This is a genomic window from Pseudomonas cistanchae, from assembly GCF_054483635.1.
Genome location: NZ_JBTLWN010000007.1, coordinates 307,695 through 320,896 on the forward strand (window position 1 = coordinate 307,695; position 13,202 = coordinate 320,896).

Below are 13,202 nucleotides of genomic sequence, written 5' to 3' on the forward strand. Positions count from 1 at the left end.
TGTGGTGTCAGACGTCGAAGCGAATTTGCATGTAATCACCCGCCAGGATGTCTGGGCGGGCTTCAAGCAACTGGTACCGATTTCCCTTTTCGTCATCGTGTTCGGCTTGGCCTTCGGGCTGGCCGCCACGCAGACGGGGCTGGACGACGCGACCATCGTCGCCATGAGCACCCTGGTGTTTGCCGGCGCCTCACAGTTCGCCGCGCTGGAACTGTGGGGCACCCAGGTGCCGGTCGTGCCGCTGATCGTCACGGTGTTTGCCATCAACGCCCGCCACCTGCTGATGGGCGCCACGCTCTATCCCTGGCTACGGCAGCTGCCGCCCGCGAAGCGTTATGGGGTGATGGTGGTAGCCTCGGATGCCAACTGGGCTATGGCCATGCAGGCGTTCGGTCGCGGCAAGCCGGGCATGGGTCTGCTGCTCGGCGGCGGTCTTGCGCTCTGGTCGTTCTGGATAGTCGGCACCTGGCTGGGGCTCTATTTCGGCAATGCGATTCAGGACCCGGTCAGCCTGGGGCTGGACATGGTAATGGGCTGCTTCCTGCTGGCAATGGTGGTGGGCGGGCAGAAGAATCCGCGCATGCTGGTCATCTGGGTCGTGGCAGCAGGTTCGTCACTGCTGGCGCACTGGTATTTGCCTGCCAACAGTCACGTCGTAGTGGGAGCCCTGGCGGGCGGCGTGCTCGGCGCGCTGTGGATGGAGAAACCCAATGAACATTGAAACGACCGGTTTTGGCGCGCTGCTAATTGTCCTGATCATGGCGGTAGTGACCCTGGCGACTCGCCTGGGTGGCGTGTTCGTGATGTCCTTCGTGCCGATCAGCTACCGGGTGCAGCAGTTCATCAACGCCATGTCCGGCTCGGTGCTGGTCGCGCTTCTCGCCCCGCTGGCGCTGGACGGTGACAACGGCGCGCGGTTGGCATTACTGGCCACCGCACTCACGATGTTGCTGGTGAAAAAGCCGTTGCCCGCGATTGCTGCCGGCATCCTCACAGCGGCGCTGGTCAGGCAGTTTTGACTCGTATGTGGTCAACCCTTGATGCGGTTGAACAGCTAGAGGAGACGCAACATGGACCGATTCACTGGCGGCTGCCTGTGCGGCAACGTAAGAATTGAGGCCAGGGGGCGCCCGTACCGGGTCGGCCTCTGCCATTGCCTGGATTGCCGCAAGCAGCACGGCGCATTGTTCTTCGCCGCCGCGATGTTTCCCAAGAATGCGGTGACGGTCGAAGGCGAAACGCGGGATTACCAAGGGCGGTGTTTCTGCCCGCGCTGCGGCTCATCGGTATTCAACCGCAGCGCAGACGAAATCGAAGTCAACCTGGGCTCCCTGGATGCCCCCGACCAGCTGATGCCCACCTACGAATGCTGGACCACCCGCCGCGAGGCCTGGCTGCCGGCGTTTCCGCTGGCCAGGCATTACCAGCACGACCGAGAAGGAGCGGGGCGCGGCGAGGAGTAGGGGTAAGCACCTGCTGCGTGGAGCGGCGCCGAAAAAGCGGCGCCCGGCAGCGTCATCGGCGCGGCTGGAACCCTGGCTGTCTGAATGCGCTTTGCACGTATCGCGAACGAGTGCGGTGTGATTGGGTGAGCGGTAGAGCTCCGCCAACAGCAGCCATCGGGCCGGTCCGGACACCGGCCGCATGGACTTGCAAGCTGAGGCAGCTCGGCGCGGCTAAACGTGGGCGCCTGGGGTGCTGCGAGCGTTCTTCTTCTGCAAAATCATCGACGCTTCGTTGTAGGCATTCTGGAAGGCATCGCCGCCGATCCACTCCACGGCCGTGTCTTCGTCTTCATCGTGGAAAATCCCGCGATAGGTGATCAGCAGGCCCATCATAAAGTCGGTGGCCGCGTCTTCCGCTTCCTCAGCGACCACCAGCTCCAACACCGGGTATTGCAGGAACACCAGACACATCGCCAGCAGGCTGATGCCCTCGCCAACCTTCATTGCCTGGAACAAATCGTCGAAATGCGCCGGGTCGAAACCGTTCTCTTCGATGTCTTTGAAGTCGAAGGTGCTCAGGTCGATTTCAACATCATCGAACGGTTCGTTGATCAGCGGATTGGCCAGCACCGGGTGTACGACATTGGCTTTAGGCTTGCCCGAACGGTTCTGCTTGGCCTTGGCTTTGGCCCGCTGGGCACGTTTTTGCTGTTTATCGGGGGAGGCCATGGAGGCGGGTTTCCTTGTTCGAGGCAGCCATAGTTATGGCCCAGGGTAGTCGGCGCAAAGTGTATTTCAGTTCGGACTGAGTTCGTCGGCTAAGAGCAGTTTTTCTGTTACTAGGGTCCGCTTTCGGCCAAAAGCGGACGTTAAGTTTAGGAAAGTAAATCTGGCCCTTTTGCCTTTTCCCACAGCCCCACGCTTTCTCGGATATGTAACGACAACTACTCATGCAGGCGAGCTCCCGATGCTGGCGGAATGCTATGGTATGCGTGCAAAAGAACCACAAACAGATGCTTTGAAAAGGAGTTCCGCATGAGTCCCAAGCTCTATCTCGTTCTGGTGCTGCTGGCGCTGGGTGCTTACCTTTTCTGGCTGACCCGTCAGCAACTGGCTGCGATGCAGACCAAGAAACAGGGGGTCGCCTACGGTAAGGCGGTGATGGCCGCCGTTGAAGCGCATTACGTTGAGCTGAAAGACAAGTCGGTTTTGCTGGTCGAAGATAAGGGGTATCAGGTCGTCGACGACTCGAAGTGGAAAGCTGAACTGGACAAGTTCATCACTATGATCGTCCGCCCGAAGGTCGAGGGTTTTATCAGGACCCGGGCCGATCAGGCTGTCTTCCACCAATTTGCCACGACCATGCTTCTCCAACTGTTGGACGGCGATGTGTTCCCCCGTCAGTTCCCCGTCGAAGAGTATGCGGCCGACGCAATCCAGCCGGCAGGCGAGGCTGAAAAGTTGTTGATCCCGGCCCGCTGGTTTTTCTCGATAGTGTTCGTCGCCGTCGCGGTCTACACCGCCATCCACCAAGGCTGGCTGGGGGCCTTGCTGATGCTGGTTGCCGGCTTGGTGTTCAACCCGCTGACACACCAGAAAATGGTGCAGAAAGCACCGTGGTACGACCGATACAACATCGGAATTTGGGCGATTCTGGGCATCGTGTTACTGGCTAACATCTCCTACTTTCAGCATGCCCAGGCGGTCTACGACGAGAGCCAGGCCCTCCTTGTCGAACAGCAAAATCAGCGGGCGATTGAGCAGCAGAGAGTTGCCGAGCAGCGTCGCGTGGATGCCGAACAGAAAAGGCTGGCGGCAGAGGCTCAAGTCGGTAATGAGTTCGCGGCGAAGCGCTTAGAGGTCCTCGATAACCTAAGTCGGGCCATCCAAGAAGAGCGATTTACGGACGCGAAAGCGATCATGGACAAGTACAGCGCGGTTTCTGATTCTGATCTGGTCGCGCTCAAGGGTGAATACGAACTGAAAAAGGAAGCCTTCGAAGCCAAGAAGGCCGCTACCGAGGCCGAGCGGAAGCGCCAGGAGAACTACACCACTCGCATCCGAGACTACGCGATCGACGAGTACACTTCGGCACAGTATCCGAAGCTTACGGCCAAATATCGCAGCCGGCTTATGGAGATTAAAAACTTCCGCCGCACAGCGGCTGAGCGCGTGATTGACAGCGGCAAATGCGACTACGTCGAGAATGTCCAGCTCAGCGACGAAAGCTCGCTGCGATCACTCAAGTTCTTCATTGACTGCGCCAACGAGAACCGGATCTACCTGACCGAGGCTGAACTTAAGAGCGGCGCCGAGGTGCGTACGCAGGCAGAAAACTCTTGGGACGAAGGTGAGGCCATTGCTGCGTGTAGGGGCATGACGAAACGGAGCGCGACCATCCCGAGCTCGGTCAACTTCCACAGCTTTACTGGTACCAGTGCAACAACCGCCAAGACCACCGGGAACGTCCAGGTGCTCTTAAACTTTGATGCCGAGAACGTTTTTGGCACGGAGATCGGCTACACGGCTAGGTGCATCTTTGAGCCGCGCAAGCAGGGCAGCATCGAGATTTTCTTACGCGATTAACGCTGAGCGGCGAGTGTGCGAGCATTGCAAATGCGCTCGGGGGTGACGACGCGCGGCCGTTACGAGCGCTGCTGACCGTCCGCTCTTGGCCGATAGCGGACAGTCCAGCGTCAACCGCTAGTAAGTATGTTCTCAAGCCCGCCGTCAGCGACCGACAATCGACGAACAAAATGAATCTACCAACCCTGGCCCTTACTCACCGCTAACCTCGCAGACTGATCGCGAGCGCTTCCCACCTTCGTAACGTCAGCCCAACCCTTTACCTGCCATCCCGAAACTTTTCGCCAGCCCCGCACGGCCTTTGGCCGTCACGCTGAGGGCTCTGGAATCCAGGTGGCGAGTGACCCAGCGGCGTTTCAGCATCAGCTCCAGCAGCGCCGCGGCCAGCGCGCCGCCCAGGTGGGGCGAGCGCTCGCTCCAGTCCATGCACGGATAGGCCAGCCGTCTGCGCTGATGGAGCACGCGGTCGACGTCGATGCCCAGATGTGTGAGTGCGTGAATGCCTGCTTCGGTGAGTACGTAGTCGTTGCCCTGCGTCTGAATCCAGTTCGCGGCCAGCAGGGCGTCGTGGAGCCCGACCGCGACTTCACCCGCGCAGTGGTCGTAACAGGTGCGTGCGTGCCGCAATGCGGACGGGGTCGACGGCTGGAAAGCGGGTGCTGATCCCTGGGCCAGGGAGAGCAGCGCCTCCAATGCCTGGGCCACCTGGGCAGTGGCCAGCCGGTAATAGCGATGCCTGCCCTGCACGTGGAGTTCGACCAGGCCCTGGTCGCGCAGCCGGGTGAAATGGCTGCTGGCGGTGGAAGCGCCGATGTCGGCAACCGCGGCCAGTTCGGTGGCGGTGCGCGCGTGGCCATCCAGCAGGCTACAGAGCATGCGCGCCCGCGCTGGATCGGCGATGGCGCCTGCCACCGCAGCGAGATAAACGTCTGCGCTATCTGCATTCATAGTTCGGCAATCCCCGAAGCGTCCCGTGTCGTCGCCATCATACTCAGGTTCAAACCCCATGAACGGAGTCAGGCATGAACCCAGCGTTTTTCGGTAGAAAGGTTGTGGCAGCGGCGTTTGTCACCGCGTTGCTCGGTTGGGGAATCGGCTTTTACGGGCCGCCGATTTTCCTCTACGCGGTCATCCAGCGCACGGGCTGGTCGGTGCAGCTGTGCTCCGCCGCCGTCACCGTGCATTTTCTCGCGGGCACGCTGGTGGTGGTGAACCTGCCCCGGCTGTACAAGCGCTTTGGCATTCCGCGGATCACCGTATTGGGCTCCGCGCTGCTTTGCGTGGGGGTTTACGGCTGGGCCGTGGCGCGCGAGCCAGGCGAGCTGTTTATCGCCGCGCTGCTGAGTGGCCTGGGTTGGGTAACGCTGGGTGCTGCGGCGATCAACGCGATCATCGCGCCCTGGTTCGTCACCAAGCGGCCTGCCGCGCTGGCGATGGCCTACAACGGAGCGAGCATCGGCGGGGTGATCTTCTCGTCTGCCTGGGTCTACCTGATCAACCACCTGGGTTTTCCGCAGACCGCAGTGCTGATCGGCGGGCTGACGATAACGGTCATCGCTTTGCTGTCGCTCAAGGTGTTCGGCGTCCGCCCGGAGCACCTTGGCCAGCATGCCGATGGTGCCGATACCAGTTCTGCCGAGGCCATTACCCAGGCAGTCGCATCCACGCAGTCGCTCTGGAAAAACCCGCAATTTCTCACCCTGGCGGCGGGGATGTCCCTGGGCCTGTTCGCCCAGATCGGCCTGATCGCGCACATCTTTCTGCTGCTGACGCCGCAGCTCAGCGAGGCCCAGGCGGGCCTGGCGATGGGCCTGGCGACTGCCAGCGCAATTGCCGGACGGTTGCTGGTGGGCTGGCTGATGCCGGTGAACGCCAACCGGCGAACCGTGGCCTGCATCAGCTACGCAAGCCAGCTGGCGGGCTGCCTGATCATGATGGGGCTGCACCTCCATCCCGCCCTGGTGTGGATCGGCATCCTGATGTTCGGCGCCGGCATCGGTAACGCGACGTCCTTGCCTCCGCTTATCGCCCAGGCCGAATTTCCCAGGCAGCAGACGCAGCGTGTGATCGCCCTGATCGTGGCGACGTCGCAAGGCTGCTACGCCTTCGCCCCGGCGCTGTTCGGCCTGCTGAAATCGCGTGTCGACGAGCCTGGTTCCGCGCTGCTGCTGTTCGGTTTTGCTGGCGGTGTGCAGATGGTCGCGATCCTGGCGCTGCTGCTTGGCAGCATGTCGCTGCGGCGCAGCCGGGCCGCGAATGCGGAGCCTTCATGAAGAACTAAACGAACGCGCGCTTATGGCGCAGGCGCCGTGCTCAGCACGCGGTTTTAACGCTGAGGATTTAGCAGCGCGACGTCCGCTTCGATCACTTCCTGATTGAGTATCAAGGGTTCCACCAGCGGCCGGCTTGCCATGAAGTGCGCTGTGCGCATGTGATCATCCAGCGCGGCTTCATCGACATAGATTTCGTACAGCCAGACCACGTCCGAGTCGCTGCGGTCGAGCAGAACATCGAAGCTTATGCAGCCTGGCTCGTCGCGAACCGAAGCGGCGGCATTGTTGCGCATCGCAGAGAGGAACGCGTCACGGCTGCCCGGCTTCAGGCGGGTTTTCAGCAGAATGCTGTACATGGGCCGCTCCATATGGATTATTGTCTACAATATTGTATACAAAAAATGGAGCCAATCTCATGAGCACACGACCCGGCCGCCTCAACGGGCTACGACACTTGGCATTGCTTGTACCGAATCTGGAAGAGTGCGAACGCTTCTACGTGGATGTACTGGGCATGAAGGTACTGCATCGGGCAAATGCGGACCTGGTTTACCTGACCTGCGGCAACGACAACCTCTCGCTGGGCCGCGCGCATGTGCCAAGCGGTGGCGGTCAGGCTGTCGATCACTATGGGTTTGTCGTTGATAGCGTGGAAGAACTCGACGCCTGGTACGCCTACTGCAAGTCGCTCAACGTAACGGTTCTAGACCGGCCGTTCGATCATGGTGATGGGGCGCGCAGCTTCCATCTGCTCGACCCGGCCGGCAACAAGATACAGCCGCTTTTTCACCCTGCGGTATCCGGTCAGCGCTTCAGTAGCCCCAAGCCATAGCAGGCCCAGGCGAGGCCGTGCGTGCAGTAGCCCGCAGCGGCTGACAGGGGGTGATCGACATCTGACAGCGCCAAGCTACCGTAGGGTGCGCCGCGCGCACCAATGAGCTCTCTTGATTCAAGCCCCGGCCCGCTGTCGGGCTAGCGCGTCTATACGGTCAGCACTGTCAGCAACACAGCAGGTCCGCCCGGCGACTCGCTGCTGACAGCGGACATCCGCTTATTGCTGATGCGGACGCGTGATAGGCGCGTGCTGCGCCATCAGTTCCGCCACCCAGTCGATAAACACGCGCAGCTTGATGCTGATATGCCGGTTCGGTGGAAACGCTACATAAAGCGGCATCGATTCGAGGCGCCAGTCTTCGAACAGCGGGAGCAGTTCGCCTTGCGCCACATGGGCCTTGGCCATGTAGTCCGGCAGCCAGAGCACCCCCATGCCGGCCAGGCCGGCCGCGAGGTAGGCGTTGCCATCGTCCACCGCCAGCACGTAACGGCCGTGGATATGAATGCCTTCGGCGCCCCGGTGCATGGCATAAGGCAGGGCTTTTCCGGTGCGCGCCCAGAGAAAGCCGACGATGCGATGGTGCGAGTCTTCCAGCTCCCGCGGGTGGGTGGGCGTACCGAGCCGCGCCAGGTAGCTTGGCGCCGCGTAAACGCCCAGCTGCAGGTCGCCGACCCGCCGCGCCATCAGCGACTGGTCCGTCAGCTCGCCGCCGCGCACCACGCAATCGACCTTCTTGCCGATCAGGTCGACGATCCGATCGCTCACGCCCATGTCGAGCTGGATATCCGGGTAGCGTGCGTGAAAGGCGGGCAGCGCCGGCAGCAGAATCATCCTGGCCAGCGGGCTCGGCACATCCACCCGCAGGCGGCCCCTGGGCATGGCGGAGGCGCTGGACAGGCTGGTTTCCACATCGTCCAGGTCGTCGAGCAGCCTGACCACGCGCTCGTAGTACGCCGCGCCGTCGGCCGTCAGGTTGACCTTGCGCGTGGTGCGGTTGAGCAGCTTGACCCGCAGCCGCGCCTCCAGCTGCTGCACCAGCTGGGTCACGCTGGTTTTGCTCATGTGCAGGGTCTCCGCCGCCTTGGTGAAGCTGCCTGCTTCAACCACCCGAGCAAACGCCTGCATCGCATCGAAGCGGTCCATTCTTCTGTCTCTGCTGATTGTTTGGATTTTACAAACAGTGATGGCTACGGTTGCGCGTTTATCGCGCCAGTGCAAGCGCCTAAAGTGCCTCCATCGTTTGATTCCGGGTCATTTGCGACCCTTTGCTGGAGATGTGACATGAGCACGAATACACGCGATGTGGTTTTTCCGTCCGGACGCCGGGCGCTTTACGAACGCAATCGCTACTCGCCTGCGATCCGCTCCAACGGTTTTCTGTTCGTTTCGGGGCAGGTGGGTAGCCGGGAAGACGGCTCGCCCGAGCCTGATCTTGAAGCACAGGTGCGAGGCGCATTCACCAACCTCAACGCGATCCTGAGCGAGGCCGGTTGCTCGTTCGACGAGGTGATCGACGTGACCGTATTTATGGTCGATCCCGACTCGACGTTCGAAACGATCTGGAAGGTCGTCCCCGAATTCTGGGGCAACGCGCCACATCCGACATTAACCGCCGTCGGGGTGACGTGGCTGTATGGCTTCCAGTTCGAGATCAAGGTGATCGCCAAGCTGCCGGACGTCGCCTAGCGCCGAACCGGCCGAAGGTCGGAGCCGGCGAGTTCAATACTGGTTTGTCCGGGGGGCGTGCTGGCACAGCAATGTTCAAGGTTGTTCGTTATTTATATAAATGCACCAAAAAGATTCGCCTTGGCGACATTTTGCACTGTTTGGGAGCCTTTTTGGCTGATAAAGTCGCCGCACTTTTAGCCAATCTGCCCAGCTGTATGGGCAATGCAGGATATCCACATGACCGAGGCTGTTGACCTTTTCCTCTCTCGCCTGAAACAGCGCGACCCCGATCAGCCCGAGTTTCACCAGGCCGTGGAAGAGGTACTGCGTTCTTTGTGGCCGTTTCTTGAAGCCAATCCGCGCTATTTGAAGGCCGGCATTCTAGAGCGCATGGTCGAACCGGAACGGGCAATTCTGTTTCGTGTGTCCTGGGTTGACGATGCCGGTCGGGTGCAGGTCAACCGCGGTTACCGCGTGCAAATGAGCAGCGCGATCGGTCCGTACAAGGGCGGGCTGCGTTTCCACCCCTCAGTCAATCTTGGTGTGCTCAAATTTCTAGCGTTTGAGCAGGTCTTCAAAAACTCGCTTACCTCACTACCCATGGGCGGTGGTAAGGGCGGATCGGATTTCGATCCCAAGGGCAAGAGCGACAACGAAGTGATGCGTTTCTGTCAGGCTTTCATGAGTGAGCTGTACCGTCATATCGGTGCCGACCTCGACGTGCCTGCTGGAGACATTGGTGTCGGTGGCCGTGAGATCGGCTACCTGTTCGGCCAGTACAAGCGTCTGTCCAACGAGTTCACATCGGTGCTGACCGGCAAGGGCATCAGCTACGGCGGCAGCCTGATTCGCCCGGAAGCTACCGGCTACGGTTGCGTGTATTTCGCCCAGGAAATGCTCAAGCGCATCAATCGCGGCTTCGAAGTTCAGCGCGTGGCCATTTCCGGCTCGGGCAACGTGGCCCAGTACGCCGCGCAGAAGGTCATGGAATTAGGCGGCATAGTCGTCTCGCTGTCGGACTCGGAAGGCACCCTGCACACCCCGGATGGCCTGACCGACGAGCACTGGCAGTACCTGATGGAGCTCAAGAACGTACGCCGTGGCCGCCTCAGCGAGATGGCCGCGCAGTTCCAGTTCAACTTCCATGCGGACCAGCGGCCATGGAGCCTGCCCTGCGATATCGCGCTGCCCTGTGCGACGCAGAACGAGCTTGATGCCGGCGATGCGCGCGCTCTGCTGAGCAACGGCTGCTTTTGCGTGGCGGAAGGCGCCAACATGCCCTCCACCCTGGAGGCCGTAGACCTGTTCCTCGAAGCCGGTATCTGCTTCGCTCCAGGCAAGGCGTCCAATGCCGGCGGAGTGGCCACCAGTGGCCTGGAAATGAGCCAGAACGCCGTGCGTTTGAGTTGGACCGCCGGCGAAGTAGATCAGCGGCTACACAGCATCATGCAAGGCATTCACAGCGCCTGTGTGCATTACGGCGAGGAAAACGGCCGCATTAATTACGTCAAAGGGGCCAATATCGCCGGCTTCGTCAAGGTTGCCGACGCCATGCTGGCACAAGGCGTGGTTTAACCCACCGGCATGGCCGGCTACAGCTGCCTGCACCTGAGTGCCCGCTTCGCAAGGAGCGGGTCATCTCCTCTCCGCCAGCGACAGCGTTCGCGTCTCTGGACGGTCCTCAAAAATCATAAGTTCGCAAAAGGCGTTCCGGTGATCAACGGAGCGACGCAACCCTGTCGCCGAATTGGTCATCCACCCAGAGGTCGAGGCGCCCTCTGGGTCATAAGTTTTGCTGCGCAAGTTTAAGTCCAACCAAGTGCGTTAGCGCCTTGGCTCGGGGGCCTGAAAAAGCGGTCGCCGTGAGCTGAAGTGCGGCAACCGCCAGGCAGCTGACTGCACATCAAGGTTCGTGGCTGGCCTGCAGAGGCATAAACGGTGCGTTGTTGGCCTTGGCGTGTTCGCAGCGCAGGTGAATCTGCTCGGCGGTCAGAGGCATGTCGAAGAAATAGCCTTGCAGCGTCTGGCACCCCAATTGCGTCAGGTAATCGCGCTGCTCCTGGGTTTCGACGCCCTCGGCCACGACGGTGAGGCCGAGGGCCTTTGCCAAGGCGATGATGGCCGAGACGATCACCGAGTCCTCGTTGCCGATGCGCATTTCCTTGACGAACGCCCGGTCGATTTTCAGCTCGCTGGCCGGCAATCGCTTCAGGTAAAGCAGGCTGGAATAACCGGTGCCGAAATCATCGATCGACGCCTTGATGCCCAGCGTCGTCAGCTTGTTTAGGGTGGCGATGGCGGTTTCCGGGTTGCGCATGGCGACGGTCTCGGTGACCTCGATCGTCAGACTGGCTGGTGCAATGCCGTGCTCGGTGATGGCCTCGGTCACTACCCGAAGCAGGTCAGGCTGCTCGAACTGAGCGGCCGACAGGTTGACCGCGACCGTCCATTGTTCGTAGCCCTGGGTGTGCCACTCGCGTAGCTGGCGGCAGGCTTCATTCACTACCCAGTTGCCGATGGGGATGATCAGCCCGGTTTTTTCGGCCTGGGGCAGAAAGGCATCCGGGTACAGCAGCCCGCGTTGCGGATGCTGCCAGCGCAGCAATGCCTCGAAGCCGCAGGCCGGGCCGCTGGGCGCCTGGTATTTGGGCTGGTAGTGCAGGCGCAGCTCGGCGTTCTGCACGGCCAGGCGCAGGTCATGCACCAGGCGCAGTTTTTCCGCCGAGTTGGCGTTCATCGATCCCTCGAAAAAGCTGTGGCCGTTGCGGCCGGAATTTTTCGTGTGATACATCGCGGCGTCCGCGTGCAGCATCAGGTCGCGGCCGTCTTCGCCATCGCCCGGGTAAACGGCGATCCCGATGCTGGCCGAGACATGCAGCTCATGCCGTGGCAGGACGAACGGTTGGTTGATGCTGTCGCAGAGCTTTTCCGCCAGTGCTGCGGCGTCGTCCGGGCTGGCGATCTTCACCAGCAGGACGAACTCGTCGCCACCGAGCCGGGCGAGGGTGTCCTGAGCCCGCAACGTGGCGCGCAGCCGTTCGGCCACACCGATCAGCAACAGGTCGCCAACGTGGTGGCCGAATGCATCGTTGACCGCCTTGAACCCGTCGAGGTCCATGAACATCAGCGCGAACGAGCTGCTTTCGCGCTGTGCGGTGTTTAGCGCCTGCTCGATTCGGTCTTCCAGCAGCAGCCGGTTGGGAAGCTTGGTGAGGTTGTCATGCAAGGCCAGCTGCATCAGCTCGCTGTTGGCCTGCTTGAGCGATTGGGCGAGGGACGAGGTGCGCGAATGGATGCGCCCATCGAGTACCGAAACCAGCAGCGTGATGAACAGCACGGCGAGCGTCAGCACGATCACCAGAACGGCGAGCCACTCGATGTCCACGCCGGAGTTCGACGACGCGCAAAAACTGCCCTCGGGAAAGTCCGCTGCCGCCATGCCGGTGTAGTGCATGCCGACGATCGCGAAACCCATCACGATGGCCGAGATGCCGCGCCACGCCCGGACATGGGAGGACTCCGCGCGCAGGCGGAACGCCAGCCAGAGTGCCGCGGCCGACGCGAGCACGGCGACCACCACGGAAGCCGTCAGCCAGCCGCTGTGATAGACGATCCCTGGCTGCATGCGTAACGCGGCCATGCCGGTGTAGTGCATCGCGGCAATCCCGCAGCCGATCAATGTGGCGCCCTGAGCCAGGCGCGACAACGGCAGCGTGTGTTGGCAGACCAGCCACAGCGCCAGCGCCGAAGCGGCAATCGCGATGACCAGCGAGGCCGCGGTGATGGCCAGGTCATAGCCCAAAGGGATCGGCAGGCTGAATGCGAGCATGCCGATGAAGTGCATCGACCAGATGCCGAAGCCCATGGAAAACGCCCCGCCCATCAGCCAGCGGCGGGCGGCCTTGCCTCGTGCGGTGGCGACACGGCCGGCCATGTCGAGCGCGGTATAGGACGCGAGCACCGCCACGACGAAGGAAAAGAACACCAGAATGTGGTTGTAGCTACCAACGAGCATTTATCGAGTTACCTGGGGGAGGGCCTGATCCTGAGATAGGCGGTGCTGACAGATGCCGGTTAGCCGCGCCAAGTCACCGAGGACGAAAACCCTGGTCCCTGACAATTAATCGCGCATTTCGCCAATCCCTTGAGCCGGTTGCCGTGGAATTCGACCGGCGGTAGCCGTGCATTCATCAGCCTGTAACGGACTGCTGTTGGTTTGCAGCGAGCTGAGGTGAGGAGGGCGTTTCAGCCGCTTGGGGATGCGTCGGCTACGTGCCTGAGAGTCTTGAAAACAGGCTCTGATGGGTCGCTTGCAAGCGTGATTTCGTGAACCGCAGCGCGGTGAAAGTCTGCACTTACGTCACGACAATAAGTCAGAATATTTCTCGTACTTTT

At 61.2% G+C, this 13,202-nt stretch carries 13 protein-coding genes; 8 read left to right on the forward strand and 5 right to left on the reverse strand.

The genetic code is table 11. The features are described 5' to 3' along the window. Positions 1-4: 4 nt before the first annotated feature. Genes ACX0MV_RS19560 through ACX0MV_RS19570 form a run of 3 tightly spaced genes read left to right on the forward strand, consistent with a single transcriptional unit; the run spans position 5 to position 1,463 of the window. Complete coding sequence (locus tag ACX0MV_RS19560; protein ID WP_458984162.1) at positions 5-721, forward strand: AzlC family ABC transporter permease; 717 nt, start codon at positions 5-7, stop codon at positions 719-721. Next, on the forward strand, positions 711-1,019 hold the full coding sequence (locus ACX0MV_RS19565) for an AzlD family protein (protein ID WP_458984163.1): 309 nt from the start codon (positions 711-713) through the stop codon (positions 1,017-1,019). Before ACX0MV_RS19560 ends, ACX0MV_RS19565 begins: the two co-directional genes overlap by 11 nt. Before the next feature lie 51 nt (positions 1,020-1,070). After that, a complete protein-coding gene (locus ACX0MV_RS19570) occupies positions 1,071-1,463 on the forward strand; it encodes a GFA family protein (RefSeq protein ID WP_458984164.1) in 393 nt (130 codons plus the stop codon). Positions 1,464-1,676: 213 nt separating this feature from the next. Here the strand turns inward: ACX0MV_RS19570 and ACX0MV_RS19575 are convergent, their stop codons facing one another. Further along, positions 1,677-2,174, reverse strand: a complete 498-nt coding sequence (locus tag ACX0MV_RS19575; RefSeq protein WP_458984165.1) for a hypothetical protein — start codon at positions 2,172-2,174, stop codon at positions 1,677-1,679. Positions 2,175-2,480: 306 nt separating this feature from the next. Between ACX0MV_RS19575 and ACX0MV_RS19580 the strand changes: the two genes are divergently transcribed. Beyond that, a complete protein-coding gene (locus ACX0MV_RS19580) occupies positions 2,481-4,031 on the forward strand; it encodes a cell envelope integrity TolA family protein (protein WP_458984166.1) in 1,551 nt (516 codons plus the stop codon). Positions 4,032-4,277: 246 nt separating this feature from the next. On the opposite strand, the gene ACX0MV_RS19585 is transcribed toward ACX0MV_RS19580, so the two are convergent. Next, complete coding sequence (locus ACX0MV_RS19585; protein ID WP_458984167.1) at positions 4,278-4,979, reverse strand: ArsR/SmtB family transcription factor; 702 nt, start codon at positions 4,977-4,979, stop codon at positions 4,278-4,280. A 74-nt stretch (positions 4,980-5,053) separates the two neighbouring features. Between ACX0MV_RS19585 and ACX0MV_RS19590 the strand changes: the two genes are divergently transcribed. Then, positions 5,054-6,304, forward strand: coding sequence for an MFS transporter (locus ACX0MV_RS19590; RefSeq protein WP_458984168.1), 1,251 nt, complete (start codon positions 5,054-5,056; stop codon positions 6,302-6,304). Positions 6,305-6,357: 53 nt separating this feature from the next. Here ACX0MV_RS19590 and ACX0MV_RS19595 read toward each other — a convergent pair whose 3' ends face one another. Beyond that, positions 6,358-6,660, reverse strand: a complete 303-nt coding sequence (locus ACX0MV_RS19595) for a putative quinol monooxygenase (protein WP_458984169.1) — start codon at positions 6,658-6,660, stop codon at positions 6,358-6,360. A 59-nt stretch (positions 6,661-6,719) separates the two neighbouring features. Between ACX0MV_RS19595 and ACX0MV_RS19600 the strand changes: the two genes are divergently transcribed. Continuing rightward, positions 6,720-7,136, forward strand: coding sequence for a VOC family protein (locus ACX0MV_RS19600; RefSeq protein ID WP_458984170.1), 417 nt, complete (start codon positions 6,720-6,722; stop codon positions 7,134-7,136). 219 nt (positions 7,137-7,355) lie between these two features. Here the strand turns inward: ACX0MV_RS19600 and ACX0MV_RS19605 are convergent, their stop codons facing one another. Then, positions 7,356-8,282 (reverse strand): LysR family transcriptional regulator, encoded by a 927-nt coding sequence (locus tag ACX0MV_RS19605; protein WP_458984171.1) that lies wholly within the window; start codon positions 8,280-8,282, stop codon positions 7,356-7,358. Between the two features lie 138 nt (positions 8,283-8,420). Between ACX0MV_RS19605 and ACX0MV_RS19610 the strand changes: the two genes are divergently transcribed. Further along, on the forward strand, positions 8,421-8,825 hold the full coding sequence (locus ACX0MV_RS19610; protein WP_458984172.1) for a RidA family protein: 405 nt from the start codon (positions 8,421-8,423) through the stop codon (positions 8,823-8,825). Between the two features lie 219 nt (positions 8,826-9,044). Continuing rightward, positions 9,045-10,382: an NADP-specific glutamate dehydrogenase gene (gene gdhA, locus ACX0MV_RS19615; protein WP_458984173.1), complete on the forward strand. Its 1,338-nt coding sequence runs from the start codon at positions 9,045-9,047 to the stop codon at positions 10,380-10,382. Positions 10,383-10,710: 328 nt separating this feature from the next. Here gdhA and ACX0MV_RS19620 read toward each other — a convergent pair whose 3' ends face one another. Next, positions 10,711-12,822, reverse strand: a complete 2,112-nt coding sequence (locus tag ACX0MV_RS19620) for a putative bifunctional diguanylate cyclase/phosphodiesterase (RefSeq protein WP_458984174.1) — start codon at positions 12,820-12,822, stop codon at positions 10,711-10,713. Between the last annotated feature and the right edge of the window lie 380 nt (positions 12,823-13,202).

Bases quoted from the DNA above. Each gene is read 5' to 3' on its own strand.
- ACX0MV_RS19565 (WP_458984163.1), top strand. From the start codon at position 711: ATGAACATTGAAACGACCGGTTTTGGCGCGCTGCTAATTGTCCTGATC.
- ACX0MV_RS19570 (WP_458984164.1), top strand. From the start codon at position 1,071: ATGGACCGATTCACTGGCGGCTGCCTGTGCGGCAACGTAAGAATTGAG.
- ACX0MV_RS19575 (WP_458984165.1), bottom strand. From the start codon at position 2,174: ATGGCCTCCCCCGATAAACAGCAAAAACGTGCCCAGCGGGCCAAAGCC.
- ACX0MV_RS19580 (WP_458984166.1), top strand. From the start codon at position 2,481: ATGAGTCCCAAGCTCTATCTCGTTCTGGTGCTGCTGGCGCTGGGTGCT.
- ACX0MV_RS19585 (WP_458984167.1), bottom strand. From the start codon at position 4,979: ATGAATGCAGATAGCGCAGACGTTTATCTCGCTGCGGTGGCAGGCGCC.
- ACX0MV_RS19590 (WP_458984168.1), top strand. From the start codon at position 5,054: ATGAACCCAGCGTTTTTCGGTAGAAAGGTTGTGGCAGCGGCGTTTGTC.
- ACX0MV_RS19595 (WP_458984169.1), bottom strand. From the start codon at position 6,660: ATGTACAGCATTCTGCTGAAAACCCGCCTGAAGCCGGGCAGCCGTGAC.
- ACX0MV_RS19600 (WP_458984170.1), top strand. From the start codon at position 6,720: ATGAGCACACGACCCGGCCGCCTCAACGGGCTACGACACTTGGCATTG.
- ACX0MV_RS19605 (WP_458984171.1), bottom strand. From the start codon at position 8,282: ATGGACCGCTTCGATGCGATGCAGGCGTTTGCTCGGGTGGTTGAAGCA.
- ACX0MV_RS19610 (WP_458984172.1), top strand. From the start codon at position 8,421: ATGAGCACGAATACACGCGATGTGGTTTTTCCGTCCGGACGCCGGGCG.
- gdhA (WP_458984173.1), top strand. From the start codon at position 9,045: ATGACCGAGGCTGTTGACCTTTTCCTCTCTCGCCTGAAACAGCGCGAC.
- ACX0MV_RS19620 (WP_458984174.1), bottom strand. From the start codon at position 12,822: ATGCTCGTTGGTAGCTACAACCACATTCTGGTGTTCTTTTCCTTCGTC.